12 protein-coding genes are annotated in these 13,503 nt (G+C 73.4%); 4 read left to right on the top strand and 8 right to left on the bottom strand.

Annotated elements, in window-relative coordinates; all coding sequences use genetic code 11:
- Positions 1-103: 103 nt before the first annotated feature.
- From ACLQ2R_RS15530 to ACLQ2R_RS15520, 3 genes are all read right to left on the bottom strand, one after another.
- Positions 104-1,507: an FAD-dependent oxidoreductase gene (locus ACLQ2R_RS15530; protein WP_425960192.1), complete on the bottom strand. Its 1,404-nt coding sequence runs from the start codon at positions 1,505-1,507 to the stop codon at positions 104-106.
- A complete protein-coding gene (locus ACLQ2R_RS15525; protein WP_425960191.1) occupies positions 1,504-3,576 on the bottom strand; it encodes a molybdopterin oxidoreductase family protein in 2,073 nt (690 codons plus the stop codon). The genes ACLQ2R_RS15530 and ACLQ2R_RS15525 overlap by 4 nt, the downstream gene beginning before the upstream one ends.
- A 260-nt stretch (positions 3,577-3,836) precedes the next feature.
- Positions 3,837-5,159, bottom strand: coding sequence for an MFS transporter (locus tag ACLQ2R_RS15520; RefSeq protein WP_425960190.1), 1,323 nt, complete (start codon positions 5,157-5,159; stop codon positions 3,837-3,839).
- A 236-nt stretch (positions 5,160-5,395) separates the two neighbouring features.
- Between ACLQ2R_RS15520 and def the strand changes: the two genes are divergently transcribed.
- Together def and ACLQ2R_RS15510 are read left to right on the top strand one after the other, a co-directional pair.
- A complete protein-coding gene (gene def, locus ACLQ2R_RS15515) occupies positions 5,396-5,872 on the top strand; it encodes a peptide deformylase (protein WP_425960189.1) in 477 nt (158 codons plus the stop codon).
- Positions 5,873-6,086: 214 nt separating this feature from the next.
- A complete protein-coding gene (locus ACLQ2R_RS15510) occupies positions 6,087-6,290 on the top strand; it encodes a cold-shock protein (RefSeq protein WP_344903117.1) in 204 nt (67 codons plus the stop codon).
- A gap of 342 nt (positions 6,291-6,632) precedes the next feature.
- Here the strand turns inward: ACLQ2R_RS15510 and mshC are convergent, their stop codons facing one another.
- From mshC to ACLQ2R_RS15485, 5 genes are all read right to left on the bottom strand, one after another.
- A complete protein-coding gene (gene mshC, locus ACLQ2R_RS15505; protein WP_425960188.1) occupies positions 6,633-7,856 on the bottom strand; it encodes a cysteine--1-D-myo-inosityl 2-amino-2-deoxy-alpha-D-glucopyranoside ligase in 1,224 nt (407 codons plus the stop codon).
- Positions 7,857-8,075: 219 nt separating this feature from the next.
- A complete protein-coding gene (locus ACLQ2R_RS15500) occupies positions 8,076-8,804 on the bottom strand; it encodes an NRDE family protein (RefSeq protein WP_425960187.1) in 729 nt (242 codons plus the stop codon).
- An 81-nt stretch (positions 8,805-8,885) separates the two neighbouring features.
- Complete coding sequence (locus ACLQ2R_RS15495; RefSeq protein WP_425960186.1) at positions 8,886-9,647, bottom strand: SCO1664 family protein; 762 nt, start codon at positions 9,645-9,647, stop codon at positions 8,886-8,888.
- A complete protein-coding gene (locus tag ACLQ2R_RS15490; RefSeq protein WP_425960185.1) occupies positions 9,644-10,216 on the bottom strand; it encodes a DUF3090 domain-containing protein in 573 nt (190 codons plus the stop codon). The genes ACLQ2R_RS15495 and ACLQ2R_RS15490 overlap by 4 nt, the downstream gene beginning before the upstream one ends.
- Before the next feature lie 9 nt (positions 10,217-10,225).
- The gene (locus ACLQ2R_RS15485) at positions 10,226-10,927 is read right to left on the bottom strand and encodes a histidine phosphatase family protein (RefSeq protein WP_425960184.1); all 702 of its coding nucleotides are present in this window, start codon (positions 10,925-10,927) and stop codon (positions 10,226-10,228) included.
- Positions 10,928-10,992: 65 nt separating this feature from the next.
- On the opposite strand from ACLQ2R_RS15485, the gene ACLQ2R_RS15480 reads away from it, so the two are divergent.
- Both ACLQ2R_RS15480 and ACLQ2R_RS15475 read left to right on the top strand, forming a co-directional pair.
- Positions 10,993-11,937: an aldo/keto reductase gene (locus ACLQ2R_RS15480; protein ID WP_425960183.1), complete on the top strand. Its 945-nt coding sequence runs from the start codon at positions 10,993-10,995 to the stop codon at positions 11,935-11,937.
- A gap of 345 nt (positions 11,938-12,282) precedes the next feature.
- Positions 12,283-13,332, top strand: a complete 1,050-nt coding sequence (locus ACLQ2R_RS15475) for a hypothetical protein (protein ID WP_425960182.1) — start codon at positions 12,283-12,285, stop codon at positions 13,330-13,332.
- The last annotated feature ends 171 nt before the right edge of the window (positions 13,333-13,503 follow it).

Raw genomic sequence — 13,503 nt, 5'->3', positions numbered from 1 at the left:
TCCGTCCCGTCCATCCCGCCCGCCCCGCCGGGCCGCCCCGCGCCCGCCCCGTCGGGCCGCCCCGCGCCCGCCCCGTCGGACCGCGCCGCGCTCGTCCCGCCGGTCACGCCGACACCCCTTCCTGCTCGCAGAGCCAGTCCACGATGCCCTCCACCGCGTCGTGGCAGCCGCCGCAGCCGGTGGTGGCCCGGGTGGCGGCGGCGACGGCCGCGACGTCCCTGGCCCCGGACTCCCAGCACGCCCTGATCTGGCCCTTGGTGACGTTGTTGCACTGGCAGACCCTGGCCGCGTCGGGCATCCTCACCGGGCTCTCGGCGACCGTGCCGCCGGACAGGCCGGGGAACAGCAGGCCCGCCCGGTCGCCCGGCAGCGGCCCGCCCCGGTCGAAGAGCTGGGTGAGGTTGCCCACCGTGGAGGTCTCGCCCAGCAGGATCACGCCCACCAGGCGGCCGTCGCGGATGACCAGCTTGCGGTAGGTGCCGGTGGCCCGGTGGCTGAAGCGCACGACCTCGGCGTCGTCCTCGGTCAGGTGGGTCTCGCCCATCGCGGCCAGCTCCACGCTTTTGGCCTTGAGCCGGGTCACCAGCCGCGACCCCCGGTAGCGGGCGGTCTTGTCGGTGCCGGTGACGAGGTCGGCGACCACCGCGGCCTGTTCCCAGGCGGGGGCGACCAGGCCGTAGACCCGGCCCCGGTGCTCGGCGCACTCGCCGATCGCGAAGATCGAGGGGTCGTCGGTGCGCATCTCGTCGTCGACGACGATCCCGCGCGCCACCTCCAGCCCCGCGTCCCTGGCCAGTCCGGTCACCGGGCGGATGCCGCAGGCCAGCACCACCAGGTCGGCCTCGACCGTCTCCTGCCCGGCGAGCCGCACGCCGCCGTCGGCGATCTCCTCGATGACGACGCCGGTCCTGATGTCCACGCCCAGCCCGCCCAGGGTCTGGCCCAGCACGAGCCCGGCCTCGGCGTCGAGCTGCCGGTCCATCAGGTGATCGGCCAGGTGCAGCAGCGTCACCGGCAGCCCGCGCCCGGCCAGGCCGCGGGCCGCCTCGATGCCGAGCAGCCCGCCGCCGACCACCACGGCGCGCCGCGCCGACCGGGCCGCCCGCAGGATCGCGTGGCAGTCGTCCATGGTCCGGAACGTCACGGCCCGCTCGGCGCCCGGGATCGGCGGCACCACGGCCTCACTGCCGGTCGCGAGCACCAGGACGTCGTACGGCTCGCGCCGGCCGCCGGCGGTGATCACGCCCTGGGTCTCGCGGTCCACCGCGACCACCTCGACGCCGGGCACGGCCGTCACCGCGTGGTCGGCGTACCAGGCCGCGTCCAGCAGCCGCACCCGCTCGGGGGGCATCGTCCCGGCCACCACGTTCGACAGCAGCACCCGGTTGTAGGGCTGGCCGTTCTCGGCGCCGAAGACGGTCAGTCCCACGTGCCGGTCACGGGCGCGGATCTCGCTCACCAGGCGGGCGCCGGCCATGCCGTTGCCCACCACGACGACGCGGGTCATCGGGCACGCTCCACTCTGACCGCGCACACCTTGAACTCCGGCATCCGCGACACCGGGTCCAGGGCGGGGTTGGTCAGCAGGTTGACGCCGGGCCAGTGGAAGGGCATGAACACGGTGTCGGGCCGGATGGCCGCGCTGACCCTGGCCGGGGCCTCGGTCGCACCGCGCCGGCCGATCACCCGCAGCCTCTCGCCGTGCGTCACGTCCAGCCGTTCGGCCAGATCGGGGTGCAGTTCCACGAAGCCCTCCGGTGCCGCCGCGTTGAGGGCGGCGATCCGCCGCGTCTGCGCGCCGCTCTGGTAGTGGGCGAGCACCCGCCCCGTCGTGAGGTAGAGCGGGTACTCGGCGTCGACGTCCTCGTCGGGCGGGCGGTGCTCGACCGGGATGAAGCGGGCGCGCCCGTCGGGGGTGGGGAAGCGGTCCAGGAACGGCCGGGGGGTGCCGGGGTGGTCCTCGTCCGGGCACGGCCAGAACACGCCGGTCTCGGCCGCGATCCGCTCGTAGGTGATGCCCGCGTAGTCGGCGATCCCGCCGGCCGAGGCGCGGCGCAGCTCGTCGAAGACCTCGCGGGGGTCGGCGGAGAAGCCGTCCGTCCCGCGCAGCCGCGCGGCCAGGCCGCGCAGGATCTCCAGGTCGCTGCGCACCCCCCGCGGCGGGGCGAGCGCCCGGCGGCGCAGCAGCACCCGGCCCTCCAGGTTGGTCATGGTGCCGCTCTCCTCGGCCCACTGGGTGGTGGGCAGCACCACGTCGGCCGTGGCGGCCGTCTCCGACAGGACCAGGTCCGAGACCACCAGCAGGTCCAGCGCGCCGAGCCGCTCGGCCACCCGCCCGGCGTTCGGCGCCGAGACCAGCGGGTTGGAGCCGAACAGCAGCAGCGCCCGGGGGCCGGTGGGGGTGCCGAGCGCGTCCAGCAGCTCGTAGGCCGAACGGCCGGGGCCGGGCAGGTCATCGGGGTCGACACCCCAGACGGCGGCGACGTGCGCGCGGGCGGCCGGGTCGTCGATCTTCCGGTAGCCGGGGAGCTGGTCGGCCTTCTGGCCGTGCTCGCGGCCTCCCTGGCCGTTGCCCTGGCCGGTGACGCAACCGTACCCCGACCCCTCACGGCCCGGCAGGCCGAGGGCCAGGGCGAGGTTGACGAACGCGCCGACCGTGTCGGTGCCCTTGGCGTGCTGCTCGGCGCCGCGTCCGGTGAGGATCGCGGCCCGGCCGGCCGCCGCCAGGATGTCCACCGCGGCGCGCATCCGGGCGACCGGCACGCCGGTGATCCGCTCCACCCGCTCGGGCCACCAGGCCGCGACCGAGGTGCGGACCGCCTCGAAGCCGCTCGTACGGGCTGCCACGTAGTCCTCGTCGACGTCGCCCTGGGCGACGACGATGTGCAGCAGGCCCAGCGCCAGCGCCAGGTCGGTGCCGGGGGTGGGCTGCAGGTGCAGGTCGGCCTGGCGGGCGGTCGCGGTGACGCGCGGGTCGATGACGATCAGCCGCCCGCCCGCCTCGCGCATCGCGGCCAGGTGCCGGACGAAGGGCGGCATGGTCTCGGCCACGTTCCCGCCCGCCAGCAGCACCGCGTCGGCGCGGGCCAGGTCGGTGATCGGGAACGGCAGGCCGCGGTCCATGCCGAAGGCGCGGCCGGTGGCCGCCGCGGCCGAGGACATGCAGAACCGGCCGTTGTAGTCGATCTGGCTGGTGCGCAGCACCACCCGGGCGAACTTGCCGAGCTGGTAGGCCTTCTCGTTGGTCAGCCCGCCACCGCCGAACACGGCCACCCCGTCGGGGCCCCGGGCGGCCTGGACGGCGCGGACGCGGTCGGCGACGAAGTCCAGCGCCTCGTCCCAGCCGACCTCCTCGCCGTGCAGCAGGGGGGTGGTGAGCCGCTCGCCGGTGAGGAGCTCGCCCGCGGTCCAGCCCTTCTGGCACAGTCCTCCCGCGTTGGCGGGGATGTCGTGGCGCGGGGTGATGGTGATCGTCTCACCCGGCACGACGTTCATGCCGCACTGCAGCGCGCAGTACGGGCAGTGCGTCGCCGTCCCGGCCTTCACAGGCGACGGGGCGGGCGGTGAGAACGGCATGGATCCGATGGTGCTTTCAGGCGGTTTCACCGCGAGGTCTCCCCTGTTACCGATGTGCTACAAGCCGCTAACCGTGTTCACACGCGCGATGGGGCGGGTGTGAGTCGTCCGTCGACCGGGCCGTGCCGGATGTGAGCGGCGCGCCGGGGCAGGGTCCCGGACGCGCCGGGCGCCGCCGCCGGATACCGGACCCGCTGCCGGACCCGCTGCAAGGACCGCTGCCGGGATCCGGTGGCGCCGGGTGCCGGGCGCGCCGGCGGTCACACGCGGGCCGCCGCCAGGCTGGGCACGGGACCCGCGGTCCGCAGGTAGCAGGCCCAGGTGAGGATCGCGCACACCACGTAGAAGGCGGCGAACGACCCCAGCGCGGCACCGGCCCCGCCGGTCGCGGCGATGGAACTGCCGAACCCTCGGTTGATGAAGAACCCGCCGAACGCGCCGATCGCGGAGATGATCCCGACCGCCGCGGAGGAGTCCCGCCTGCCGACCGCCAGCGCCGCCTCGTGGGCCGCCGTACCCGGGGCCAGGCCCGCGACGGCCTTGGCCCGGAAGATCGCCGGGATCATCCGGTAGGTGGATCCGTTGCCGATGCCGGTGGTGGCGACCAGGAGCATGTACGCGCCGAAGAAGAGCGCGAAGGCGTGCTGGGCCAGGCCCTGCCAGACCAGCGCCGCCGCGCCCGCCATGGCGCCGAAGTTGACCAGCGTCACCCGGGCGCCGCCGAGCCGGTCCGACAGCCAGCCCCCGGCCGGGCGGATCAGCGAGCCGACCAGCGGGCCGAGGAAGGCCAGCCCGACCAGGGAGGCCTGCTCGGGGAACTGGCTCTTGATGAGCAGCGGGAACGCCGTGGAGTAGCCGATGAACGAGCCGAACGTGCCGATGTACAGCAGCGACATGATCCAGGTCTGGGCGCGGCCGGCGACCTTGAGCTGGTCGGCGGGGCTGGCCTTGGCGGAGGTCAGGTTGTCCATGAAGAAGTAGGCGCCGAGCGCGGCGGCCAGGATGAACGGGATCCAGAACAGCCCGGCCGCGGCCAGCCCGAACGCGCCGATCACCAGGGGCATGACGAGCTGCACGGAGCTGACCCCGATGTTGCCGCCCGCCGCGTTGAGGCCGAGCGCCGTCCCCTGCCTGCCCTGGGGGTAGAAGTAGGTGATGTTGGCCATGCTGGAGGCGAAGTTGCCGCCCCCCAGGCCCGCGGTGGCCGCGATCACCAGGAACATCCAGTACGGGGTGTCCGGGTTCCCGACCGCGAACGCCAGCAGCACCGCGGGCACCAGCAGCAGCAGGGCGCTGACCACGGTGAAGTTCCGGCCGCCGAACCGGGCGGGGGCGAAGGTGTAGGGGATGCGCAGGGCCGAGCCGACCAGGTTGGGCAGGGAGACGATCCAGAAGAGCTGGTCGGTGGAGAAGTCGTAGGAGCCCATCTGCACGGCCACGATGCTCCACACGGTCCACAGCGTGAACCCCAGGTGCTCGGCGAAGATGGAGAAGATCAGGTTCCGCCGGGCCACCCCTCTGCCCCGCCCCTGCCAGAAGTCCGGGTCGTCGGGCCGCCAGTCACTGATCCAGGGCTTGGCCATCGTTCCTCCTGCGCGTGTTCGGGGGGCGTCGGTCCGAAACCTACGAGGAGGCCGTTACGCACATTCACTCTCGGTGATGGTGCGCCGGTTACATGTGACTAACCGCGGAAATACGCAATGCACACGCCGCACCCCGGCAACATGACCGAAACATCGAGGTCCGGGCGGTGACGGTTGAGCCGTGGCGACGACGGGAACCGTCCTCGGTGCCGATTCGACCTCTGCGGGGAGTGCGCGTGGCCGTCCAGCCGATCCGATCCTTCACCGATCCCGTTCTGCGCACGGTCGCCGAGCCGGTGACCGTCTTCGACCGGGAGCTGCGCGTGCTGGTCAAGTCGCTCCAGGCGACGATGCGGGCGGGCGCCGGCCGCGCGGGCCTGGCCGCCCCGCAGATCGGCGTGCCGCTCCGGGTGGTCGTCTACGACCTGGACGGCAAGGCCGGTCACCTGGTCAACCCCCGCCTGGAGCTGTCCGACCGCCGGATCACGGCCGACGAGGCCTGTCTGTCGGCGCCCGGCCACTGGTGGCCCCTGGAACGCTCCTACATGGTCACCGCGCGTGGCCGCGACATGTTCGGCAAACCCGTCACGGTCAGGGCGCTGGGCATGCTCGCCCGGGTGCTGCAGCACGAGGCCGACCACCTCGACGGCACCCTGTTCGTGGACCGTCTCCCGGCGGAGGAGCGGGAGCGGTTCCTGTCGTCGATCCCGTGAGTTGTGCGTCGCGATGCGGGACGATAGAGTTGGCTTGGTTGCAGTCGTAATTCTCAGTTCAGCCTTATCATCTCAAGTGCTTATGAGAGTCCGCCGACAGCGGGCGTTACAGGTTTCTCCGGATGGTTTCCGCGGGTGCATGGTAGGGTCCGCAACGCAGCCCCGTGCCGCCGACCTGGCGGTTCGGTGTGGCTCCCAATGAGGAGAAGTAGTTTTGTCTGAGGGCACCGTTAAATGGTTCAACGCCGAAAAGGGCTTCGGATTCATCGCACCGGATGACGGCACCGCCGATGTCTTCGTGCACTACTCGGCCATCAACTCCGGCGGCTACCGCAGCCTGGAGGAGAACCAGCGTGTCAGCTTCGTCACCACGCAGGGCCAGAAGGGCCCGCAGGCCGACCAGGTCCAGGTCATCTGACCTGAGTTTGACCCAAGGCTTCAGATAGAGCCCGTCCCGCGCGAGCGGGGCGGGCTCTATCGTTTTCCCAGCCCCAGCCCCAGCCCCAGCCCCCAGCCTCCGCCTCCCCCGCTCTCCCGGCCGCGCCGTCACGGCACGCCTCGGATCCCGCGAGGACACCGGGGTCGTTCAAGGCCCCGGGCCCCGGGCTCCGAAGAGCAGACCGGGGCCGTCGGCGGGGTTCGGGGACGAAGCAGGGGCCCTCGACGAGATCCGGCGACGAGGCGAGGTCGTCCAGGGCCGGTGACCCGGCACCCCTGCCGGATCCGGACGGCCGTTCAGTCCGGACGGCCGTTCAGTCCGTCAGAGCGCGATCCCGAGCAGCGCGTCCACGGTCCGGCCGACCAGGGCCGGAGCGTCCGGGTCGGTCCCGCCCCCCGACAGTGCCCGCTCGGCCCAGTCGTCGACGGCCGCGAGCGCGCCGGGGGCGTCCAGGTCGTCGGCCAGCCGGGCGCGTACGCGCTCCAGCAGGTCGCCGGCGTCCGGTCCCGCCGCCAGCCCCGCGGCCGAGCGCCAGCGCGCCAGCCGCACCTCGGCCGAGGCCAGCAGGCCGGGCGTCCACTCCCAGTCCGAGCGGTAGTGGTGGGCCAGCAGGGCCAGCCTGATGGCCATCGGGTCGCTCTCGCGGCGCAGGCGGGAGACGAAGACCAGGTTGCCCTTGGACTTGGACATCTTCTCGCCGTCGAGGGCGACCATGCCCGCGTGGACGTACGCCCTGGCGAAGGGCCACTCCCCGGAGGCCACGTGCCCCTCGTGGGCCCCGCACTCGTGGTGCGGGAAGATCAGGTCGGAGCCGCCGCCGGCGACGTCGAAGCCGCAGGACAGGTTCGCCAGGGCGATGGCGGTGCACTCGATGTGCCAGCCCGGCCTGCCCGGCCCGAACGCCGAGGGCCAGGACGGCTCCCCCGGGCGCTCGGCGCGCCACAGCAGCCAGTCCAGGGGGTGCTTCTTGCCCTGCCGGCCGGGGTCTCCCCCGCGCTCGCCGAAAAGGGCCAGCATCCGCTCCTCGGAGTAGCCCGAGACGGCCCCGAACTTGGGGGCCGCGGACACGTCGAAGTAGACGTCCCCGTCGAGCTCGTAGGTGGCGCCCTTGTCGCGCAGCACCTCGACCAGGTCCGCCACCTGGTCGATCACCTCGGTCACGGCCACGTAGTCGCGCGGCGGGAGGATGCGCAGCGCCTCCATGTCGGTCCGGAACAGCTCGATCTCACGCTCGGCCAGGTCACGCCAGTCGATGCCGGTCCGCTCCGCGCGCTCCAGCAGGGGGTCGTCGACGTCGGTGGCGTTCTGGGTGAAGTGCACCTCGTGCCCGGCGTCCCGCCAGGCCCGGTTGACCAGGTCGAAGGCGAGATAGGTGTTCGCGTGGCCCAGATGGGTGGCGTCGTAGGGCGTGATGCCGCAGACGTACATCCGTGCCGTGGCGCCCGGCCGCGTGGTGACGACCTCGCGCGCGGCCGTGTCGAACAGCCGCAGCGGGACACCGGCACCGGGCAACCCGGGAACCGTCGGCGCCGACCACGATCTCATCACATACCTCCAGCGTGGGGACCCCGGATTCTAGCCCCGGGAGGAACGGCCGCGGGGCCACGCGGTGCCGGCGGGGGGTCCGGCCCTCGGGGGCCGGGCGGCGCGGCTCCGGCCATGGGGGGAGCGTCAGAAAGGGAGCCTATCCAGGGGACGGACCATCCCGGTCACCCCGGGGTGGTGGATACAGGGCTACTCACCCCAACCCCGGCGGCTCCACGATCATTCCGGCAGGACGCCGTGGAAGGCCGCCGGGTCGCGGGGGTCGGCGGTGAACTCGTAGTGGACACCGCCGGGCGCCAGGCCCAGAAGGGTGACCGACACCGACCCGAAGGGCCCGCCCTCGGGCAGGTCATGATTGATGATCATGGTTCTGGGGTCCTCGGAGGGGATCCCCGCGCCGGTGGCCAGCTCGCGCCACCTCTCCCACGGGCCGCCGAGGCCCGAGGGGCGTTCGGCGGCGGCGAACAGCGGCCGGAAGAACGCGACGCGCTCGTTCTCCTCGCCGCGTTCCCAGCCGCTGTTGACGATCATGTGGGTTCCCGGCGGGAGGTCCTCCTGGCTCAGCGCGATGCCGTCCCAGTGCCACAGCCGGGCGCCTGCGGGGTCGGCCCGGAGCAGGTGGAAGGGGTCGTAGCGGCCCAGGCCGCTCTCGGACAGGCGTCCCCCGGCCGCCGCGAGCAGCGGAAGATCGCCTCGCGAGCAGCGCGTCCTGGCCGGGGCGGGCAGGCCGCGCCCGTTGAGGACGGCTCCGACCCGCCTGCCGCCGGGATCGACCGCCAGCCAGGTGCCGCCGCCCCGCAGGTCGCGTCCGCCGATCAGGCCAGGGTGGTCCTGCGGCCAGTGCTCGGCCGGGGGGACCCAGGGTCGCTCGGTGAACTCATCGCGCACCCCGACCACGATCAGGGGGATCTCGGCGCTCGGATCGATGCTGACGACAACCGTGCACATGCCGGGAGAGTACGCCCTCACCGGGCACGGCCTCGTGGCGGGGTCCCGCGCGGCACGGTCGTCCCCTCGCCGCGGGAGGGCTCAGATCGGCGGCCACGGGATGGCGGGCCAGTCCTTGGAGGGCAGCGGGTGCAGGCCGGTGTCGAGAAGCCTGCGGACCCGGATCCAGGTGGCCTCGACCTCCTCGGGGGTGAGGAGCTCGCGCAGGCGGCCGCGGAGCCTCCCCTGCTCCAGATCCCGTTCGAGGCGGGTCAGGACGTTCATGGCCTCGCGCGAGAGCGGCTTGCCGCGCCACTGCCACAGCACGGTGCGCAGCTTGTCCTCGGGGGAGAAGGAGACGCCGTGGTCGACGCCGTAGACGTGGCCGTCGGCGAGCGGCAGCAGGTGGCCGCCCTTGCGGTCGGCGTTGTTGACGACGGCGTCGAAGACCGCCATCCGCCGCAGCGAGGGCTGACGGCTGCGGATCAGCGCCATCAGGTCGATCTCGGGGTCGGCGTCGATCCAGAGCTGGCACATGCCTGGGCCGAACGGGCCGTCGCGGTAGACGGTGGGTGGCACGATCCGCCAGCCGATGGCCGCCGACACCTCGTAGGCGGCGACCTCGCGGGCGGCCAGGGTGCCGTCGGGGAAGTCCCAGAGCGGCCGCTCCCCCCGCACGGGTTTGTACACGCAGGCCGCCGTGAGCCCGGCGAGCCGTACCGAGCAGTAGAGCGTCATGTTGGTCGCCTCGACCAGGCGGCCCGCCACCTCCAGGTGCCCGTTCCGGAGCAGACGCGTCGCGGTCTCCTCGTCGAGCTCCTTGGCCGGCGCCGCACTCGGCGTCGGCTCGCTCTCGGCACTCATTCGCCTCCTCCGGTAGATGAAGCGCTATTACCCCGGTAACCGTTGAGCCGCACGCAGATGTGCCCCTCGGGATCGAGGGGCTGGGCGCAGAGCGGGCAGGGCGGGCGCCCGGCGGCGACGAGCGCCAGGGCCCTCCTGGTGAAGGCCCGCGCGGCGCCGGGGCTGATGTGCACGCGCAGCACCGTGGGCTCGCCGAGCACCGAGGGGTCGAGATCCTCCTCCTCGGCGACGGCCTCCTGGGCCTCGATGACCACCTGCGCCGCCTCGGAGTCCCACGCCAGCGCCATGGTGCCGACGCGGAAGTCCTCGCTGATCGGCACGTCCAGGGGGGCGTTGTCGGCCGGCGAGGCCTGGACGGCGGGGATCGGGACACCGCCCTCGTCCCCGCGCAGCACCTCGTCGAGCAGATCGTCGAGGCGGTCGGCCAGTGCCGCGACCTGGAATTTCTCCAACGCCACGGTGGTCAGCCTGCCCTGGCCCCGAGCCTGCAGGAAGAAGGTTCGTGCTCCCGGTTGCCCCACGGCACCGGCCACGAATCTCTCGGGTGGATCGTAGTCGAAGACCGGCATAGACCGACCTTACGTGGTCCCGGATCCGCCGCCGACTGCGGCATCGCTCCCGGTGGGATTTTCTCCCCCGTCCCCACCCTCCGAACCCTTCTTCGGGCGCAATCCGATCACATCTCCGCCGACGTCGTTGAGCCTGAGCACGAAGGGACGCAGCGGGGTGTAGCGAATGGCGGTGAGCGAGGCCGGATCCGCCGTTATCCGCTGGAACTGGTCCAGGTGAAGCCCCATGGCGTCGGCCACGATGGCCTTGATCACGTCTCCGTGGCTGCAGACGAGATAGACCGCGTCCGGGCCGAGACGCTCGTTCCACTCCCTGACGGCGGTCACGGCGCGGTACTGCATGGCCGGCATCGACTCCCCGCCGGGGAACGTCACCGCGCTCGGGTGGGCCTGGACGACCGGCCAGAGCGGCTCCTTGAGGAGCTCGGCGATCGGGCGGCCCGTCCAGTCGCCGTAGCGGCACTCGCCGAAGCGCTCGTCGGTCAGCACCTCGGCCTCCGGCCGCCCCTCGGCGACCGCCTGCGCGGTCTCCTGGCAGCGCTCCAGCGGGCTGGAGACGATCGCGTCGAGCTCCAGGCCGGTCATCCGCTCGGCGAGGGCCCGCGCCTGGGCCCGGCCCGCGTCACTGAGGTGGACCCCGGGCGTCCATCCGGCGAGGACCGGTCCGGTGAGATGGGTAAGGCCGTGTCTGGCCAGCAGCAAGGTCGTCACGCGGCCAAGTCTTGCAGCCCTCGCTCCACTACTTTTAAGTGGCCGGGCGGTAACCTGGCCGGATCATGGAGCAGCGCTATGTGGGCCGGAGCGGCCTGTCGGTGTCCCGCCTGGGCCTGGGGACGATGACGTGGGGGCGTGACACCGGAGCCGAGGAGGCCGCGGCACAGCTGCGCACGTTCGCCGAGGCGGGCGGCACGCTCATCGACACCGCCGACGTCTACACGGGCGGTGACGCCGAACGGCTGCTCGGCCGGCTGCTGCGCGACTCGGTGCCGCGCTCGGAGCTGGTGCTGTCCACCAAGGCCGTGCTCACCCCGGCCGGACGCCGCCCCCGCGACGCCTCCAGGAAGCACCTGATCTCCGCGATCGACGCCTCCCTGACCCGTCTGGGCGTCAACGAGGTCGACCTGTGGCAACTGCACGCCTTCGACCCCGACGTCCCGCTGGAGGAGACGCTGGCCGCCGTGGACGCCATCGTGTCCTCGGGCCGCGCCGCGTACGCCGGGGTCTGCGACTACGCGGGCTGGCAGCTCGCCGCCGCCGCGGTGGGGCAGCGCTCGGTGCCCGGCCGGGTGCCGATCGTCGCGGCCCAGGTGGAGTACTCGCTGCTGGCCCGCGAGGCCGAGCGCGAGCTGGTCGCCGCCGCCGAGCACGTGGGCGCGGGCGTGCTGGCCTGGTCGCCGCTCGGGCGCGGGGTCCTCACCGGCAAGTACCGCACCGGGATCCCGGCCGACTCCCGGGCCGCGACCCCGCACCTCGCCGACTTCGTCACGCCCTACCTCGACGAGCGGTGCCGCCGGGTGGTGGAGTCGGTGACGACCGCGGCCGAGGGGCTGGGCGTCTCGCCGCTGTCGGTGGCCCTGTCGTGGGTACGCGACCAGCCGGGGGTGACCTCCGCCATCGTCGGCGCCCGCACGCACGCGCAGCTCTCCGGGGTGCTCCAGGCCGAGGATCTCACGCTGCCGGTGGAGATAAGGGAGGCGCTGGACGACGTGTCGGCCGACTGAGACGCGGGACGGGCGTGACGCGGGTCGTGGCACGAGCCGTGACGCGAGCCGGCACGAGTTGTGCGGACGCGAGCCGTGACGCGGTGCGTGACCGGAACCGCGGGACGGAACGCGACGGGGGCCCTGACGGAGGCCGCGGCGCAGGACGGCTCGCACGGTCATGACCGGGACCCGTCATTGAGGGAAGCGAATGAGAATGCGTCTCACGTATTACTAGTCGATACCGAATGGCGACTTTACGTGGAAAAAGCGAGCCCCCCTACAAAACTGTCAGCCAGGTGGGCGGGGGACGCCCGGACATCGGCGAGGCGACACGGCCGATGCGGGCGCGGGGGAGGGAGACGGGTGCGAGCTGCGATGTCCGCGGGCATCTTGGCGCTGGCGCTGGGGAGCGGGGTCCCGGCGCTCGCGATCGCGTCCGCGAGCGCCGCACAGGCCGCGGTCACGCCCATGAGCGTCACCTCCGCGAACGTCACGCCCGTGGACGTCACACGATCCGCCGCGCGGGGCGACGACTGTGATCACGAAGGGCTGCTGGGGGCCGTGACCGGCGGTGTCTGCCGGGCGGTGGGAGGGGTCGTGGGCGGGCTCACCCGCGGCCTGTCCCCGTCCCCGCTCCTGTCCAGCCCCTTCTCGATCACCACGCCGCCCCCCTCGTCACCCTCCGGCGACGGCCGTCCCAGGGGCCAGGGCAGGGAGAGGCGGAACGACGCCGAGCAGGCTCCCCCACCGCAGGAGGCGCCCGCCGGGCAGGAGACCCCCGCCGGGCAGGAGACGCCGGCACCGGGCGCCACGACCACGAAGGCCCCCGCCCCCGCTCCCGCCCCCGAGGAGCGGCACGACGCCTCCGGCGGCGATCAGGCGGCCAGGACGTCGGACCTGCCCAAACCCCTCGACACCCCCTGCCGGCCCGTGGGCTCCCCCGGCTGCCCCGCCCCGACGGCCGACGCCCCGGCGGAGGGAACGGCCTCGCCGCAGGCGTCCCCGAGTCCGTCGCCGACCCCGGAGCCCTCCCGCAGCCCGAGTCCCACCCCCGCCCGCAGGGCCCCGGAGCCCGCGATGACCTGGCAGGCGCCGCCGCGGTCGCCGGAGACGGGCCCGCTCGTCGTCGACCACGACCGCAGGCCGTCCCCCCGGCCGTCGGCCGTGGTCGACGCCGAGGCCCCCCGGGTGGAACTGCTCTGGCCGGCCCCGCTGATGCAGGAACTCCAGCGGCAGATGCGGGACGAGCGGCCGGTGACGCCTAGCAGGTCGTCCGACACGGCCGGCACCGTGCTCACCACGGTGGTGCTCGTCGGGGCGATCCTCGCGGTGCGCCTGCTGTACAGCAGGCGGAAGGTCACGGAGTCGATACCGTTCGAGCCGGCTCCGCCGGGACACCACCGGGTGGCCTGAGGAGCGGGCGGCCCGGGCACCGGGCCTACCGGAACGGCGCCCGGGTGAGCCCCGCGGTGATCCGTCCACGGTGACCCGTCCGCCGGACCGCCACCGGAACACCCGGCCGGACCGCGCCCCGTCCCGGCCGGACGATCCCCCGCGGGGCGATCAGGGCACGGCCGGGACGCG

Origin of the sequence: Streptosporangium sp. DT93 (assembly GCF_049844535.1) — a bacterium.
Lineage (GTDB): Bacteria > Actinomycetota > Actinomycetes > Streptosporangiales > Streptosporangiaceae > Streptosporangium.
The sequence above is the reverse complement of the archived record's forward strand: the minus strand, read 5'-3'. Positions and strand labels throughout refer to the sequence as shown.